Genomic DNA, 16,802 nt, shown 5'->3' on the forward strand with positions numbered 1-16,802 from the left:
TCATTAGATTTTTTTATGCATTATTTTCACATTAGCCAACCTTATACTTGATGTGTAATGTGACTTGATTAACTTGACGCAATAGTCAGCTGTATATTTAGGGGAAAGGTTTGAGCTATTTAATGATGGATCTTGCAGGTTTAACCATATCTGCGCTAGAAGCTGAGCAGTTACAGCATCCACAGGTGGGTGGGATTATACTCTTTAGTCGAAACTTTGAAAATAAAAGTCAATTAATTGAGCTGGTTAAGGATGTTCGCCATATTTGCCCTGGTTTATTAATTGCGGTTGATCATGAAGGTGGCCGGGTTCAGCGTTTTCGTGAGGGTTTTAGCTTAATTCCTGCTATGGGTGATATTTTACCTGCAGCTAAAGGCGACTTAACATTAGCTAAACAATGGGCAAAAGAGTGTGGTTTTCTAATGGCAATAGAGCTGTTGGCCTGTGATATAGATTTGAGTTTTGCACCTGTCTTAGACGTAAATGGTATAAGTGAAGTGATCGGTAAACGCAGTTTTAGTGCGCTTGCTGAGGAAGTTAGTGCATTGGCAGAACACTTTATTATCGGCATGAATGAGGCCGGTATGGCTGCCGTGGGTAAACATTTTCCGGGTCATGGCAGTGTTGCCGCCGATTCCCATGTTGCGATGCCTGTTGATCCGCGCAGTAAAGAGCAAGTGGAAGCTTTTGATATGCTCCCGTTTAAACAGCTTATAGACCAAAAACACCTGCAAGGCGTGATGCCCGCACATGTTGTTTATTCCAATATTGACCCCAACCCTGCTGGTTTTTCGACCTATTGGTTACAGACTATTTTACGCCAACAATTAGGATTTGATGGGGTGATTTTTTCTGATGATTTAGGCATGAAAGGCGCTAGTTTTGCTGGTGATTACCTTGGACGAGCTAAAGCGGCATTGGATGCTGGCTGTAACATGATTTTGGTGTGCAATGATCCGGTTGGCGTTAACGCCTTATTAACGGAGTTTGATTGGCCCATGGCGGAGCCTACACATACCGCATTATCGCTAACAGGTAATAGCGCGCAAACCTTACAGGCACTTGAGCAGCAAACGCGTTGGCAAACCGCGCAGCAATTGGCGATCGATATCACTCGAATTGCACAGTTAACCTAGCATAATGAGCTCGAGCACCATGAAGACTAGCAACCTGAGAAAAGGGTGTTAACCATAAAATAAGCTAGGCTATGAATCAAAAAACCGGATCATATGATCCGGTTTTTTAGTCTTGAGTGCGTCAGCGGTTAACCGGTATAAGGTACCGGTTGGCTGGCGGAAGAACGCTCTGTTAAATCAATAGGTTTAATATTAGTGGGTTGGGCCATTTTACGAATTTGCATCACGATACCCAGTTGCGGATGATCAAAGTAATGGATCTCACCACTGCGAACTCGACGGTTTTGGATCAGCGGAATGCTTTCTAAGTAAGGTGCCAGTTGTTTCTTACCTTCAATATCTAACGCTGCATACTCATTAAATGCCAATGGACTCGATTCAACCATTTTCTGGGTGGGTTTACGCAAAGCCAAATTACTTTCAATATAAAGGTAATGACTGAGATAAATGTTAATCGAGCCGTCTAATTCCCATACGGGGTTAATCTTTGGCGCTTCATAAAAGTCACCTAAGGCACTTAAGTCTGTGCTAGGCATAGTTTCTGTTTGAGATGGTTTTTTGACACTTAAGCCATGATATTCAAAACTTTTTGAGAAATCCTTACCGCCATAAATACGTATTGGCTTAGCACGTCGGCGAGACTGCATATTTTGTTGCCAGGTTAAATGTACTAGGCTTTTAACATAAGGCTCGCGTTGGATAGTTCGGATTATGTCACTAAATTTACTTTGGCTCTGAGCCAGCAGTAATGGTCCTTGACCTAAGTGAGCCGTTTGTGGCTTGCTTGCTGCGACATCAAAGGGCACTTGGCTTGGGTGCGTTGCCGTACTTTTACTGATGTTAGGATCATTACAGTTACTGGCGTCATTGGTCCAGTCGGTTGAAGTACAACCCTTTAAGCCAACTGAAACCCCAGTTATGTCGGTACTGATCACTGGCGTAATGATATCCACAGTGTCTTTGCTGAGTTTGGGCGGCGTGGCATTGAGCCATTTTTCAACTGATGGTTGTTGGCGTTCAAATACAAACACTTCAACTTCAAACCATGATTCTGCATGGGCTGACACGCTGTGGGATAGCGCTATGATAGCGGCGATAGCAATCGCAATTTTACGAAGCACTATTTGTCTCCAAAATTTGATGTTTAGCGAACTGTTCAAGCAAGGTGTTGATTAACTCAAGACGCTCTTTGCTTGTCTCAGCAGGAATGTTGAACTTTAACTTATTTGGCCCGTCCATTCGATAGATTTGTGGTTGGTTTTGCAACAAACCAATAATAAACATCGGATCGACGTGATTTTCCTGACCAAATTCGACGCTGCCACCCTTGGCGTGCATTTCAATTTTGGTAATACCCAGTGCTGTTGCTTGATGTTTGTACAGTGTCATCGCCATTAAATTGCGCGTGGGTTGAGGTAACATACCAAAGCGGTCAATAAATTCGACTTTAAGCTCATCAAGCATAGCGTCGCTTTCGCAGTTAGCGATACGCTTATATAATGATAAGCGCATATTGACGTCACTGACGTAATCTTCTGGTAATAACGCCGGAATACGTAAATCAATTTCTGCTTTGGCGCTCATCATGTAGGCTAACGAAGGCTCTTTACCTTCTTTGAGGGCTTTTACGGCAGAGTCAAGCATTTCCATATACAAGCTGAAACCAATTTTTGAGATGTGGCCACTTTGTTCATCGCCCAGTAATTCACCCGCACCACGAATTTCTAAATCTTGGGTGGCCAGTAAAAAACCTGCGCCAAGATCTTCAAGCGCACTAATGGCTTCAAGACGTTTACGTGCATCAGAAGTCATACGCTTAGGATGTGGTGTCATCATATAAGCATAGGCTTGGTGGTGCGAGCGTCCAACCCGACCTCGAAGCTGGTGAAGCTGCGCTAAACCTAACATGTCGGCGCGGTCGATAATGATGGTATTGGCACTGGGCACATCGATACCCGTTTCAATAATGGTGGTACAGACCAGTACGTTAAAACGTTGATGATAAAAATCGGACATGACTTTTTCAAGATCGCGTTCGCGCATTTGCCCATGGGCTGCCACGACGCGGGCTTCTGGAATTAAGTCGCGAATGTTTTGCGCCGTTTTATCAATGGTTTCAACATTATTGTGTAGATAATACACTTGGCCGCCACGCAAAATTTCACGCAAGATAGCTTCTCGTGCAGTGGCTTTATCATATTCACGCACAAAGGTTTTTACGGCTAAACGTTTAGCCGGTGGGGTGGCGATAATGGATAAATCACGCATACCCGACATGGCCATATTTAAGGTCCGCGGGATAGGCGTGGCTGTGAGGGTTAAAATGTCGACATGGGCCCGTAGCGCTTTAATCTTTTCTTTTTGACGTACACCAAAGCGGTGTTCTTCGTCGATAACCAATAAACCGAGGTTGTCGAAGTTAGCTTCTGATGACAGTAACTTATGGGTGCCGATAACAATATCAACTTTGCCTTCAGCGAGTTGCTGGACCACACTGCTTTGCTCTTTGGCGGTTCTAAAGCGTGACATCACTTCAATCACGATAGGCCAATCGGCAAAACGGTCTTTAAAATTTTCGTAGTGTTGTTGGGCAAGCAAGGTGGTTGGTACTAACACCACCACTTGTTTACCGGCATTAACCGCGACAAATGCTGCGCGCATGGCCACTTCGGTTTTACCAAAGCCAACATCACCACAGACTAAGCGGTCCATGGCTAACGGCGCTTGCATGTCTTCAAGCACCGCATGAATGGCGCTTTCTTGATCGACAGTCTCTTCAAATGGGAAGCCTTGACTGAATTGGGCATATTCTTGTTCATCGATGCTCATTGCCTCGCCAGGACGTGCTTGGCGACGGGCGTAAACATCGAGCAGCTCCGCGGCCACATCTCTAATGCGCTCTATAGCTTTGTTCTTGGCTTTGGTCCACGTTTCGTTACCCAGCTTGTTGAGATGAGTATTACCGTCGCCACTGGCATTGTAGCGGCTGATAAGATGCAGTGATGACACTGGTACATACAGCTTGTCACCACCGGAATATTCCAGTTTTAAATATTCAGCGATTAAACCGCCGGTATCGAGGGTTTCTAATCCTTGGTATAACGCTACACCGTGTTCAAGATGCACAATAGGTTGGCCGACTTTAAGTTCAGCTAAATTTTTGACTAACACATCTGAGCTAACTTGCTTTTGTTTTTCGCGGCGGCGATGTTGCGAAATACGTTGACCAAACAGTTCGGTTTCACAAATGATACTCACAGCACCTTTTGCGGTGTCGGTTAGCACACAACCCCGCGCTAAAGGTGACACGATTAAGCCAATACTGTCTTTGGCGGCAAAGTAGTCGTTAAGATGAGCAAACTGTTTGGGGTTAATGCCAATCTTAGCAAACAAGTCTAACAAGGCTTCTCGGCGGCCTTCAGATTCAGCACTGAATAGGAGCTGTGGGTGTTGTTGACCATATTCTTGTAACGCAATCAGTGGCTGCTTTAATTTATGGTTGGCATTGATGTCGGGCAGCGTTTCAACGTTGGCGATAAGGGCCTGTGCTGGTAGGGCGACTTCTGCTAGCGGCTCACCGGCATTATTAGTGTCGGTGGCACTATATTGCTGCAGTAATTGAGTACGATTAAAGGATTTAAATGCCGCAAATAATTCATCATTAAGCAGGTAAAGCTCTTTGGGCGCCAACAAGGGTCTTAGTGGATCGACGCGTCGGTCTTCGTAGCGCACATTGACTTCATGCAAATGGGATAAGCTGGCTTTTTCAATATCGCCTATGGTGATGAGTTGACTGTTTTGTGGCAAGTAATCAAATAGGCTGGCAGTGTCATCGAAAAACAGCGGTAAATAGTTTTCAATGCCTGCAGGCATTAGATTACGACTGACAAGTTGATAAACCGATTCGGCTTCTTTTGAAATGATTTCAAAACGGCGACGATAGCGTTGCCTAAAGCCTTCAATGGCATGGCTGTCGGTCGGAAATTCTTTGGCTGGCAACATACGGATGGCATCACGTGCCATGCCTGAACGCTGAGTATCAACATCAAAAAAGCGGATTGATTCTACTTCATCATCAAACAGTTCTATGCGTAATGGTTGTGAAGAGCCAGTCGGGAAAATATCAATAATGGAGCCACGAATGGCAAACTCGCCATGTTCGTATACTTGGTCGACTAGATGATAACCTGTGTCAGTTAAATGTTGCCTAGCCTGTTGTAAGCCGTAAGTGTCGCCTTTTTTTAACACCATAACATTGGCGGTCATAAACGACTTTGGCGGTAATCGCACCATTAAGGTGTTTACTGGCACGATAACCACATTATGTTGGCTTTGATTGATATTGGCCAACGTTTCAAGTCGCTGTGAAATCAGGTCTTGATGTGGCGAGAAGCTATCGTAGGGCAAGGTTTCACGGTCGGGAAACAAACACACATTCACATTGATGTGGTTTAACAAATAACTCAGCTCCACCTCAAGTGACAAGGCGCTGGGCGTGTCATGGGTGACGATAATACTGGTGCCAGCATGGTTATTAATTAAATTGGCCAGGGTGATGGCTTGCGAGACCCCACCCAAGGTTGCCAAAGTTTGCGTTTGTTGGCCTTTTTTTACACTCGGCGGCGTGAGTACACTATATAAATTCATTAAAATCTTTTTCAGTTCCGTTTGCGATCAAGTCTTATAATAAGGCGAGGCTTCAGCTACGCTGTTTATCGATATTCTGCTTACGTTTTTTGAGCATTTTTTGCTGTACATTCAAACTTGCTCTGACTAATTGCTCAATATCATCTTCAAGTATTTGGCTAAATTCAAGTTCACAACGCCAAGAAGGTGTATCTGCAGTGTCATTTGTTGCTGCTGTACAGGTTCTAATTTGGCAAATACACAATAATGCGACTAACTCAGTATGCAAATAGATGTGGGTTTTAACGAACTCATTTGCGATTAACGGTCGTGTTGAGATAATGCTGATCCCACTACCGCCGAATTGATCGCCAGTAAATAACTCACCATCCTGAACTTCTTTTTCAAGCACATGTTGTAATACTAAATCGACCTTGCGTGATTGTAATTTTAAAAAGTCGACCACGGCTTTGGCATCATTATCTAGGTGGCGCAATTGCAACAGGCAGCTTGCTTCAAGACTTTTGACTTCTGTGAGCAGTTTTAAACCAACCGATTGCATGTCGCGTAGCTCATCATCAGTGGGTAAAGCGTGGCTTGGATCCCACGAAGTTAAGTACACATTAAAGTTGTGAGGCACATTAAAATAAGAATTGCTGTCAGGTATCAAGGTTTGCCTCTTTATTTATCACACTAATAGCCCTATTATCGTGCCCAACTTAATGATTTAGCAAGTCATACACGCTGGCTTGTTGTTTTCATAGTGTCATTTAGCCTGATTGTCTGACTAATACGCCCAAATGGGCGCACAGGATTAGTATTTTTTTATGAATTTAGGATTTTCATTTTTTATCGGCTACCGTTATTGGCGAGCCCGAAAAGCGAATGCTTTTGCCTCTTTTATTACCTTTTTTGCTGTATCGGGTATTTTTTTAGGGGTGACGGCATTGATCGTCGTCAGTTCGGTGATGAATGGATTAGAAGGCCAGCTAAAAAACCGTATTTTAGGTGCGGTGCCGCAGATGACCTTGATCAGTGACATGGGATTTAGAGATTGGCAGCAAAGTACCCAAAGTCTGTTGGCGGATAAATATTTATTACAAAATATTCGTGGCATTGTGCCAAGTGCGACAACCCAGGCCATGATCCAATCGAGCAGTAACATTCATGCCATTCAAATGTATGGGGTATATCCTGAACTTGAGCAATCCTTGTCGAGTATTGCGTCTCATACTTATTCTGATGCGTTTTCAACGTTACAAGCGGGGCAGTATTCAATTGTACTTGGCGTTGATCTTGCCCGAAAACTAGACGTGAGAGCGGGTGATAAGGTTAGGGTGTTAAGCGGTGATGGTGTGGTGTATTCGCCGATGGGCCCCGTGCCTAGCCAACGTAAGTTTACCGTTGCCGGTGTTTTTGAAATGGGCTCGCAAGTCGATTCTAGCGTGGCGTATGTGCATTATAAAGATGCGCGTAAATTGATGCGTAAAGACAGCAATACCATTAATGAACTGCGAGTGTATTTGAACGATCCTTTTTCTGCACCTGCGTTAGCGCCAAAAGTGGTTGCTGGATTTGCTAAGCAAAACATTGACATTCAAACGCGTGATTGGCGCCAAGATTTTGGCCATTTATTTGCGGCGGTCAAGATGGAAAAAAATATGATGTCATTGATGCTCAGTTTAATTGTGGCCGTGGCTGCATTTAATATTGTCTCAGCATTGGTGATGATGGTGGTCGATAAAACCACCGATGTTGCGGTGTTAAAAACCCAAGGGTTAACCACCACCTCGGTGATGACGATTTTTATTGTGCAAGGCTCGCTTAATGCGCTGTTAGGCTTAATGCTTGGCGCGATTGCGGGCATAGTGTTAACGCTTAATTTGAATGAAATATTAACCACTTTTGGTATTTCTATATTGGGCGTAGGTCAGACTCTGCCGGTGCAATTGTCATTAGCGCAATTGAGTTTTATTATTTTAGGCACCTTATTTATTACCTTATTTGCCACCCTTTATCCCGCGTTGTCCGCCGCAAGGGTTCAACCTGCTACAGCTTTGAGATACGAATAATGAGTCAGACACAACAAGCGTTATTACAGGTTCAACATGTCAGCAAGCACTATCATGATGGTGAAGTGACTACCCAAGTACTGTCGGGTGTTGATTTAACCGTTTATAAGGGCGAACAGTTGGCCATTGTAGGCAGTTCCGGTTCGGGTAAAAGTACCCTTTTACACATTATGGGGACCTTAGATATGCCCTCATCTGGTTCTGTATTGTTAGACGGTGAAGATTTATACCAATTGTCTAGTGCTCGTCAGGCACAAGTGCGTAATCAAGATTTGGGTTTTATTTATCAGTTTCATCATCTGTTGCCTGAGTTTACCGCGATTGAAAACGTCGCGATGCCTGCGTTTATTCAAGGCAGGGATAAAAACCAAGCCTTGATAGACGCTAAAAACTTACTTGAGCGTGTTGGACTAGGCCATCGTTTACACCATATCCCGGCGCAATTATCGGGCGGTGAACGTCAACGTGTTGCAATAGCAAGAGCATTGATAAACAAACCAAAGTTGGTATTAGCCGATGAACCCACGGGGAATTTAGACGCCAGCAGTGGTGATAATGTTTATCTGATGATCCGCGAGTTGGCGCAGCAGTTTGGTACCGCGTTTGTGGTGGTAACCCATGATCATAAATTAGCCGCGAAAATGGATCGCCAACTCACCATGAAAGACGGGGTGTTGCAGGTGGCGAGTTCAGTCACTACTGTGCCTGTAGGACAAGTTTAATGAGTAAGTGGTTACCGTTAACAATTGGCTGGCGTTTTTTTCGCGCCAGGCAGTCGAATGGCTTTATCGGCTTTATTTCATTTGCGTCTACTGCGGGTATTGCCTTAGGTGTTGGCGTGTTGATTGTGGTGCTATCGGCCATGAATGGTTTTGAAAAAGAGTTACAAGACCGCTTATTAGGCGTGGTCTCTCATGGTGAACTCGTTGGCGTTAATCAACCTATTGCCGATTGGCATGAAATTGCACAAAGTGCGGCCAAAATACCGCAAATTACAGGTACGGCTCCGTTTGTTCGTTTACAAGGTTTAGTACAAAAACCCGATGGTTTTCAAGGGTTAGTTGTCAATGGTGTTGATATTGAGTATGAGTCCGATGTGTCGAGTATTGCTGATTATATGTCTGCCGAGACTTGGCAGACATTAGCTGGTGATGAAAATAACATTGTCCTTGGCCGCAGTTTATTGACTAAATTGGGCTTAAAAGTGGGTGATACTCTGGCGATGTATACGCCAGATGCGAATAACCGTAAGTTAACGTCGGCCAAGAGTCATCGCTTTGTTGTCTCAGGTGTGTACACCTTGGGTGGTGAGATTGAGTCAACTCAAGCTTATGTGTCGCTTGATTATTTAGCCGATTTACTCGAGCTGGGCTCCGCGGTTTCTGGGGTACGAATTCAAGTCAATAATGTCTTTCATGCGGCGAGTATCACTCGTGATTTAGGTTTTGCCCAAGAGCAGTATTTATACATTAATGATTGGACTCGTAGCCAAGGGCATTTGTATCAAGATATTCAGCTTGTTCGTTTAGTTATGTATTTGGTATTAGCCTTAGTGATAGCCGTGGCCTGTTTTAATATTGTGTCTACCTTAGTGATGGCCGTACGTGATAAAGCCTCTGAAATTGCCATTTTAATGACCATGGGGCTTCATCGCGGCGCCATTATGGCCATTTTTATTATGCAAGGTGCTTTAAATGGGCTGATGGGATGTAGCATTGGTGGTGTGTTGGGTGTTGTGGTTGCTTATTATTTAAGTGATATTGCATCTGGAATAGAGCAGTTATTGGGTATTCAGCTCTTGGCATCAGATATTTATTTTATTGATTTTTTACCGTCGCAATTGCATGCTCAAGATGTGGTCTTGGTGCTGGTGATGGGATTAGTGATGAGTTTAGTGGCAACCATTTACCCTGCGTGGAAAGCAACCAAAATAGCGCCTGCCACCGCATTAGCGGGCAGATAGCTTATACAGAGATGAGCAAACATGGGTTAACTCGATTGTCAAAATACGCGTTTAAGCACCTTAGTGATGGCTTATAAGGATGGGGGTTATGCCTTGTAACCAATGCACTGATTCGGTTTTTAAACAAAAAATTGGTCGTTGTAAACGCTGCATGTGGCAGTTAACGCTACTGAGTTTAGTTACGTGGCCACTTTGGTGGTATTGCTATGCCGATACGCCCAAAACAGTCGAATCCATCGCGCTACTTTTTTTTGCTATTAGCTTTAGTGGCTTACTTGCCCTGCACTTGATTGTATGGACCTACCGTACCCTGACTCAACAGGAACCATAAGCTAGCTGGCCCGCCATTAATCACCACAGTACCACCCATTTTAGCTGATTGAGTCCAATCAGTGGCTGGGCCTCCATGTCTATTGATAACAATATCCAAACTAAGTTGGCCACGTTTTGGATCAAATTCCCTAATGGTGTATGAACGTTTAATGGCAGTATTAGGGTCGGTTAACGATATCGTTAGTGCTGTTTCTGCGGCTTGTAGTGGTCACACTTTTACATAACTTCCTTGCTGATCGGCAAGGACGTCGACCCGCAACTCGCCATGAAGCACTCAGCTGTGTAGATAAGGGTTGACTTGGATGATGTTGTTTATAGAGGTTAATTTGGCGGGTAATTTTTAGATATTGGGTTTTTCCCATTTTGCAAAGTTGATGGCGAAAAATGTAAATCAATACCTTTAGCATATTATTAAGGCCGCAGAAGCGGCCTTAATGAGAGTAAATGAGTCAATCTGTTGGAGACTATTGTCCTTTACGCTTTTGCCATTTAAATAAGATTGAATAGCGCCACATGCTTTTAATGACAACGTAGCCAATTAATGCCGACACAATGCCCAAGGCTAAACTGCCGATTAAAAAAGGTGGGCCTATGGTCGATAAAGACGCTTCAATCCATGCCCAGGTGGCTTCAAAATGAAATTCCTGCGCTTTATGTCCGAGAATTCTGGTTCCCAACAGATAAGCACCATAAAACATAATGGGCATAGTAAACGGATTCGTCACCCACACTAGGGCGACAGCAACGGGAAGGTTGACGTTAAACAGAATGGCAAATCCTGCAGCAACCACCATTTGAAATGGCAAAGGGAGCCAAGCCACAAATAGCCCTACAGCAAAGGCCCCTGGGGCCGATTTGCGATTTAACACCCATAGGTTGGGCTTGTGCAATAGTTTGCCAAACACCCGTAAATACTTATGCTCACGGAGTGTTTCTGCTTTTGGCATAAATCTTTGTATTAATTTTTTTGGCATATTTGTCGATTAATGTCTTTACTAATTCATTATGAATCGATTTATCTATGGCTTTTGCGCCTGTTCTTTATCAGCGATGTTATGGCCTTCGCTGGTACCTATAGGATGGTTACCTATTTTATTCTTGGCTATGGTTCTTTGCCTTCGCAAAGGGCCGCTTATGGCTGGTTGCTTATTCGCAGTCATTTGGCTAAGCCTGTTATTTCATTGTTTGTTTATGCATCAATATGCTGAAAAATCCCAACAAATTGAGTTTAAGGCGCAGATAGTATCACTAGTTAGCCAAAACCGCGACTGGATTAGTTTCGATGTGCGCGTTATTAATCAAGCTGATCAATACGCTTTTTTTGAGGCGTTGGCGCTTAATAATGTGCAGCGATACTACCGATTAACATGGCAAAAGCCAGATAAAATTGTTATTGGCCAGACATGGTTATTTAGTGCCAAGGTCAAAGGGATCTCAAGCATCCAAAACCAAGGTGGTTTTAATCAACAAAAGCAGTTCATTAGTCAGCATATTATCGCTAAAGGTCGTGTTAAACGAGCCGAACTGCTCAGTCACAGTATGTCTGTGCGTCAACAGGTTATTGATGCATTGTCACCCACCTTGGCACAATTTGCTCAGGGGGATATTTTACAAGCGTTGATTTTTGGAGATAAAAGCGGTTTAAGCGCAATACGATGGCAGCAGTTGCGTCAGACGGGAGCAGGGCATCTTGTTGCAATTTCGGGCTTACACTTATCGGTCGTTTTTGGTTTGTTTTACGCCATAATGATCGTGCTGAGTCGTTATGCTTTTTCTTGGCAACATTTAGGTAAAATTCAACTCGCAATGGTGATTGCTGCATTATTCACTTTTGGTTATGGCTACTTATCTGGTTTTGCTGTTGCCACGCAACGTGCATTATTGATGCTATTTTTGTTACTCATATTCAGCTTGATTAAACAATTTAGCCACCATTGGGATCGGCTCGTATATGCATTGTTTTTTGTGCTGTTGGTCGATCCCTTTGCGTCGCTCGGTGCTGGGCTATGGTTGTCGTTTGGGGCTTTGGTGATCATTTTATTGGCGGTAAAATCCACCACTGTAGATCAACAACCTATGTTGGGCTCTGATCACGTTAATCAAAGTATCGATGTTCCTAAATTTGATATGACCGAACGATGCATACAAAAAGCTAAACAGGTAAAGGATAAGATACTGCATGGACTGAGTGTGTTGTGGTCCATTCAATGGCGTTTAGCGCTGTTCCTAGGTGGTTTGCAAGGCATATTATTTGGTGGAATTTCACCTCATAGTATTTGGTTAAATATGTTGCTAGTACCTTGGTTTAGTCTAGTGGTTATTCCGTTAACAATACTGAGTTTTTGCCTTTGGTTAGTGGCATTGTGTGTCATGTGGTTATTGGGCATAGATCTTGTTTCACTGCAAAGCCTTGGCTTGATGATATTTCAGTGGGCTAATATAAGTCTTGAGCCATTTGCGTGGTTATTACAGCTGAGCGATCATTTGCCGTTAAAACAGCTTGCGTTAACTGAACAGGAACTGGCGGGATTACTGTTTGTTTTTTTTGCAATTATCTTGTTGATGTTTCGGGGTTATGTGCCTAACAACCGTAAACTGGCTTTTCGCCTTTTGGTTGCCGTGCTCATGCTACCAATCATCGTGAGCAAGTTGGTGACTCACCAGATATTGTTTCCGCCATCGTCATCATCACGTTCAGCACCATGGCAACTTCATGTCATTGATGTGGCTCAAGGTATGGCGGTGGTTTTGCAACAAGGTCAACATGGGATTATTTATGACACTGGGGCAGCATATGGCGATTTTAGCTATGCGCAGCGTGCAATATTGCCTTTTCTGGCGAGCAAAGGCATCAGGTATATTGATTATATCGTGGTGAGCCATGATGATAATGATCATGCTGGTGGATTGAATGTGTTGCTAGATAAATTTCCGCAGGCGACATTAATAGCCGATTTTTTAACCTCAGCCTCAACCTTGCCTGAGTCATCACCCGCAGTGCAAGCTTGTGAAGGTGAGTTACATTGGCGTGGCGTGCAGTTAACTTTCATCAGTAATCATTTAACGACCAAGAGTAATGATAATAACCAATCATGCGTGGTTAAGCTGTCTGATGGCCAGTCTTCGGTATTGTTAACTGGAGACATTGAAGCCCCTAGAGAACAGGCATTAGTCGCCGCGAATGTTGATATTCAAGCCGATATCTTATTAGTTCCACACCATGGTAGCCGAACATCTTCTACCCCGGCGTTTATCGATAACGTTAATCCTCGATTAGCCATTTTTACTGCTGGTTTTTCTAACCAATATGGCTTTCCTAAATTGGATATTTTGACCAGGTATCAACAGCGAGACTGCAAAATATTACAGACGGGCCATGTGGGCCAAATTAGCATCAATTTCACTCATAATGATTACTACGTCACCACTTATCGGCAAAAAATGGCCCCATTTTGGTATAACCGTTTGTTTAGGTTTGGTGAGTCACTTAAAGCAGAGTAGAATATCACTTATGTTTGCTAGTTAAGTATTGGATTCAATGTCAGCATCACCTAAAAATGAAATATGGATCGTTTTCAAACGTTTGATGGCCTATATAGTCCCAATGAAAGCCATGTTTATTATGGCTGTTCTAGGCCTTATTACCTATGGCGCAGTCGATGCGGCGTTTATTGCATTTATTAAGCCTTTTATTGATGAAGGTTTCAGCCAAACTCCAGCGATAGCTGCTGGTGTCGACTTACCGACACATGGTGGGTTTAACGCCAATAAAGACATTATGTTAATGGCTCCTATTGCGGTTATTGTCATGTTCAGCATACGTGGCGTGGCTAACTTTGTGTCGACCTATTGTGTCTCATTCATGAGTGCACAGCTCATCATGGATATGCGCCAACAAGTTTTTGAACATTATCTGCGTTTACCCGTGAGTTATATCGACCGCGAAAATAGTGGTAATTTGATTTCACGTGTCACGTACGATACTGAACAAATTGCTCGTGCATCCGGTAGTGCGTTGATTTCAATTGTCCGTGACAGCATGACCGCGATCGGTATGTTAGGCATTATGTTCTACTATTCGTGGAAATTATCATTATGCATATTGGTGATAGGCCCAATTATGGGCGTTGTGATCAGTATTGTCAGTAAGCGTTTTCGTAAGGTTTCTAAGCAAATTCAATCTGCAATGGGCGGCGTTACCGCAACCACTGAACAGATGATTAAAGGCCATAAAAACGTGTTGGTGTTTGGTGGCCAAAAAACAGAGGTTGCTCGTTTTTATAAAGTTAACGACCAAAACCGGTATCAAAATATGAAGCTAGCGGTGGCTCAATCAATTAGCCAACCGCTCATTATGGTGATTGGATCTTTTGCTCTGGCTTTTGTACTGTATGCCGCCACTTGGGAGAGCATGAGAACGGATTTAACCGCTGGAACGTTTGCGGCTATTTTAGGTGCCATGTTAGCCATGCTTCAACCGATTAAAAACTTAACCCGTGTTAATGCCGAATTTCAACGAGGCATTGCCGCCTGCACTACAGTGTTTGAATTATTAGACACAGAACCAGAGCCAGATACGGGTGAGTTTAGTATTGATCGTGTTCAAGGTAAGCTGACATTTGAAAATGTCACGTTTACTTATCCAGGCCAAGAAAAGTCCGCCTTAAACAGTATTGATTTTGAAGTTAAACCGGGTAAAACCATTGCATTAGTCGGGCGTTCTGGCTCTGGTAAGTCGACCATCGCCAGTTTGATTACCCGTTTTTATAGTGGCTTGTCAACCGGTGATATCCGCCTTGATGACACCAGCATTTACGATTACCAGTTAAAATCATTACGTAATCAAGTGGCTTTAGTGTCCCAACAAGTGACCTTATTTAATGACACTATTGCTAATAATATTGCCTATGCTTACCCAGGAGAAGTGACTCGAGAGCAGATTGTCCATGCCGCTGAACTGGCTTATGCGATGGAGTTTATTGATACCTTGCCACTGGGATTAGACACCCAAGTGGGTGAAAACGGGGTGTTACTTTCAGGCGGTCAACGTCAACGTCTTGCCATTGCTCGTGCTATGTTACGTGATGCGCCAGTGTTAATTTTAGATGAAGCCACATCGGCTTTGGATACCGAGTCTGAAAAAGCGATTCAAAAAGGCCTCGATAATCTTCGACATAACCGTACATCGATTGTGATTGCCCATCGTTTATCCACCATAGAAAGCGCCGATGAAATTTTGGTTATTGATCAAGGTCGAGTTGTTGAACGTGGTAATCACAGTGAATTAATTGCCCAAGCAGGCATTTACGCCAACCTTTACCAGATGCAGTTTAGCCAATAATGATCGGGTGTTTGTGATGCAACAGCTTATTCAGCGCATTTGGTATCAAGGGCACCCAGCCAAGTGGTTATTATTGCCGTTATCTGGGTTATTTGGGTTAATATCCTCTATTCGGCGAGGACTGTTTTTGTGTGGGCTTAAACAGGTGCAAGTGTTGCCGGTGCCTGTGATTGTGGTGGGCAATATTACTGCTGGAGGCAGCGGTAAAACCCCAACAGTGATTTATTTAATCGAGTTATTACGCCAACATGGCTATAAACCAGGTGTGATAAGCCGAGGTTATGGGGTTAATATTGACGGTGTTGTTGCCGTTAACATCAATGCCAAAGCAAGTGATGTCGGTGATGAACCCGCTATGATAGTCGCTCGCACTTATGTTCCTATGGTTGTAGGCGCCAACAGAATTGCTGCGGCACAGACGTTATTAGTTGATTTTGATGTGGATGTTATTATCAGTGACGACGGCCTACAGCATTATGCGTTAGGGCGTGATATCGAAATTGCCTTAGTCGATGGTGAGCGACGTTATGGTAATCACTGTTTGTTGCCTGCAGGGCCTTTGCGAGAAGGTTTAGGGCGTTTAAGCTCGGTTGATTTTGTGATCAATAATGGCGGGCCAGCTCAAGATGATGAAGTGTTGATGACACTTGCTCCTGCACCTCTTTGTCAGGTCGATACTAGCCTAAATGATGAATTTACTCAGCAGCACAGTATTGTTGCTATGGCGGGTATTGGTAATCCGCAACGCTTCTTTAATAGTATTAGTCGGTTAGGCTATAAAGTAGTAAAAACCGTTGAGTTTTCAGACCATCAGGCTTTTGATGAAAAGCAATTAAGTGAGTTATCTGTGCAACATTCATTATTAATGACTGAAAAAGATGCGGTTAAATGTCGCGATTTTGCACAATCAAACTGGTGGTATTTACCTGTAAATGCGAAGCTTAACTCAGAATTTGATCACGCATTGTTGAGCCAATTACAGCAAGTGGCTCAAACTAAAAAAGGACTGTCTCATGGCATTTGATAAAAAATTACTCGAAATTGTGGCCTGCCCGGTATGTAAAGGTAAGCTAGAATATGACAAAGAGTCGCAACAACTGATCTGCAAGTTTGATAAGTTAGCCTATCCTATTACCGAAGGTATTCCGGTATTATTGGAAAATCGTGCAACAGCTTTGGTGACAGAATAACGTACAAGCTGAGTCATTGAGTATTCAGTCATTAATGCGCCCTCAGGGGCGCTTTTTTTGTCTAAAATGGGTGGCAAATATCGATAAACAACAATATTTGTTGGTCTTTATACATAGCTTATATCTCGATATTGGACCCAA

Annotated in this window: 14 protein-coding genes; 9 read left to right on the top strand and 5 right to left on the bottom strand. The window is 43.5% G+C overall.

Annotation, left to right across the window (positions count from 1 at the left end; translation table 11 throughout):
• The first annotated feature begins 110 nt into the window (after positions 1-110).
• Positions 111-1,136, top strand: coding sequence for a beta-N-acetylhexosaminidase (gene nagZ / locus AAEY93_RS00335; RefSeq protein WP_124014288.1), 1,026 nt, complete (start codon positions 111-113; stop codon positions 1,134-1,136).
• 128 nt (positions 1,137-1,264) lie between these two features.
• Here the strand turns inward: nagZ and AAEY93_RS00340 are convergent, their stop codons facing one another.
• The 3 genes from AAEY93_RS00340 to AAEY93_RS00350 are packed head-to-tail and all read right to left on the bottom strand — an operon-like array spanning position 1,265 to position 6,432.
• The gene (locus AAEY93_RS00340) at positions 1,265-2,257 is read right to left on the bottom strand and encodes a peptidoglycan binding protein CsiV (RefSeq protein WP_101030757.1); all 993 of its coding nucleotides are present in this window, start codon (positions 2,255-2,257) and stop codon (positions 1,265-1,267) included.
• Entirely contained in the window at positions 2,247-5,783 is a 3,537-nt protein-coding gene (mfd, locus tag AAEY93_RS00345) for a transcription-repair coupling factor (RefSeq protein ID WP_124014287.1), read from the bottom strand. The genes AAEY93_RS00340 and mfd overlap by 11 nt, the downstream gene beginning before the upstream one ends.
• A gap of 52 nt (positions 5,784-5,835) precedes the next feature.
• A complete protein-coding gene (locus AAEY93_RS00350; protein ID WP_124014286.1) occupies positions 5,836-6,432 on the bottom strand; it encodes a hypothetical protein in 597 nt (198 codons plus the stop codon).
• A 157-nt stretch (positions 6,433-6,589) separates the two neighbouring features.
• On the opposite strand from AAEY93_RS00350, the gene AAEY93_RS00355 reads away from it, so the two are divergent.
• From AAEY93_RS00355 to AAEY93_RS00370, 4 genes are all read left to right on the top strand, one after another.
• On the top strand, positions 6,590-7,834 hold the full coding sequence (locus AAEY93_RS00355; RefSeq protein ID WP_124014285.1) for a lipoprotein-releasing ABC transporter permease subunit: 1,245 nt from the start codon (positions 6,590-6,592) through the stop codon (positions 7,832-7,834).
• Complete coding sequence (lolD, locus tag AAEY93_RS00360; RefSeq protein ID WP_124014284.1) at positions 7,834-8,556, top strand: lipoprotein-releasing ABC transporter ATP-binding protein LolD; 723 nt, start codon at positions 7,834-7,836, stop codon at positions 8,554-8,556. Before AAEY93_RS00355 ends, lolD begins: the two co-directional genes overlap by 1 nt.
• Positions 8,556-9,797 carry a lipoprotein-releasing ABC transporter permease subunit LolE gene (gene lolE, locus AAEY93_RS00365; protein WP_124014283.1) on the top strand — a complete coding sequence of 414 codons (1,242 nt, stop codon included), beginning with the start codon at positions 8,556-8,558 and terminating at the stop codon, positions 9,795-9,797. Before lolD ends, lolE begins: the two co-directional genes overlap by 1 nt.
• Before the next feature lie 88 nt (positions 9,798-9,885).
• Entirely contained in the window at positions 9,886-10,128 is a 243-nt protein-coding gene (locus AAEY93_RS00370) for a DUF3624 domain-containing protein (protein ID WP_101030777.1), read from the top strand.
• Here AAEY93_RS00370 and AAEY93_RS00375 read toward each other — a convergent pair.
• Positions 10,069-10,308 carry a siderophore-interacting protein gene (locus AAEY93_RS00375; protein WP_101030780.1) on the bottom strand — a complete coding sequence of 80 codons (240 nt, stop codon included), beginning with the start codon at positions 10,306-10,308 and terminating at the stop codon, positions 10,069-10,071. The genes AAEY93_RS00370 and AAEY93_RS00375 overlap by 60 nt on opposite strands.
• 286 nt (positions 10,309-10,594) lie before the next feature.
• Positions 10,595-11,104: a DUF2062 domain-containing protein gene (locus AAEY93_RS00380; RefSeq protein WP_101030783.1), complete on the bottom strand. Its 510-nt coding sequence runs from the start codon at positions 11,102-11,104 to the stop codon at positions 10,595-10,597.
• A gap of 76 nt (positions 11,105-11,180) precedes the next feature.
• Here AAEY93_RS00380 and AAEY93_RS00385 point away from each other — a divergent pair, with 76 nt between their 5' ends.
• From AAEY93_RS00385 to AAEY93_RS00400, 4 genes are read left to right on the top strand one after another with little or no spacing between them, the layout of a single operon-like run.
• Entirely contained in the window at positions 11,181-13,631 is a 2,451-nt protein-coding gene (locus tag AAEY93_RS00385) for a DNA internalization-related competence protein ComEC/Rec2 (protein ID WP_351074495.1), read from the top strand.
• 37 nt (positions 13,632-13,668) lie between these two features.
• The gene (msbA, locus tag AAEY93_RS00390; protein WP_124013875.1) at positions 13,669-15,471 is read left to right on the top strand and encodes a lipid A export permease/ATP-binding protein MsbA; all 1,803 of its coding nucleotides are present in this window, start codon (positions 13,669-13,671) and stop codon (positions 15,469-15,471) included.
• A gap of 16 nt (positions 15,472-15,487) precedes the next feature.
• Complete coding sequence (lpxK, locus tag AAEY93_RS00395) at positions 15,488-16,495, top strand: tetraacyldisaccharide 4'-kinase (RefSeq protein ID WP_351074355.1); 1,008 nt, start codon at positions 15,488-15,490, stop codon at positions 16,493-16,495.
• The gene (locus tag AAEY93_RS00400) at positions 16,485-16,661 is read left to right on the top strand and encodes a Trm112 family protein (protein ID WP_101030794.1); all 177 of its coding nucleotides are present in this window, start codon (positions 16,485-16,487) and stop codon (positions 16,659-16,661) included. The genes lpxK and AAEY93_RS00400 overlap by 11 nt, the downstream gene beginning before the upstream one ends.
• The last annotated feature ends 141 nt before the right edge of the window (positions 16,662-16,802 follow it).

The sequence above is a fragment of the Shewanella sp. CAL98-MNA-CIBAN-0140 genome (assembly GCF_040309905.1).
Taxonomy (GTDB): domain Bacteria; phylum Pseudomonadota; class Gammaproteobacteria; order Enterobacterales; family Shewanellaceae; genus Shewanella; species Shewanella psychromarinicola.

What these genes read in the sequence shown, in the direction of transcription:
- mfd (WP_124014287.1), bottom strand. Translation starts at nt 5,783, where the DNA reads ATGAATTTATATAGTGTACTCACGCCGCCGAGTGTAAAAAAAGGCCAA.
- AAEY93_RS00355 (WP_124014285.1), top strand. Translation starts at nt 6,590, where the DNA reads ATGAATTTAGGATTTTCATTTTTTATCGGCTACCGTTATTGGCGAGCC.
- lolD (WP_124014284.1), top strand. Translation starts at nt 7,834, where the DNA reads ATGAGTCAGACACAACAAGCGTTATTACAGGTTCAACATGTCAGCAAG.
- lolE (WP_124014283.1), top strand. Translation starts at nt 8,556, where the DNA reads ATGAGTAAGTGGTTACCGTTAACAATTGGCTGGCGTTTTTTTCGCGCC.
- AAEY93_RS00370 (WP_101030777.1), top strand. Translation starts at nt 9,886, where the DNA reads ATGCCTTGTAACCAATGCACTGATTCGGTTTTTAAACAAAAAATTGGT.
- AAEY93_RS00380 (WP_101030783.1), bottom strand. Translation starts at nt 11,104, where the DNA reads ATGCCAAAAAAATTAATACAAAGATTTATGCCAAAAGCAGAAACACTC.
- AAEY93_RS00385 (WP_351074495.1), top strand. Translation starts at nt 11,181, where the DNA reads ATGTTATGGCCTTCGCTGGTACCTATAGGATGGTTACCTATTTTATTC.
- msbA (WP_124013875.1), top strand. Translation starts at nt 13,669, where the DNA reads ATGTCAGCATCACCTAAAAATGAAATATGGATCGTTTTCAAACGTTTG.
- lpxK (WP_351074355.1), top strand. Translation starts at nt 15,488, where the DNA reads ATGCAACAGCTTATTCAGCGCATTTGGTATCAAGGGCACCCAGCCAAG.
- AAEY93_RS00400 (WP_101030794.1), top strand. Translation starts at nt 16,485, where the DNA reads ATGGCATTTGATAAAAAATTACTCGAAATTGTGGCCTGCCCGGTATGT.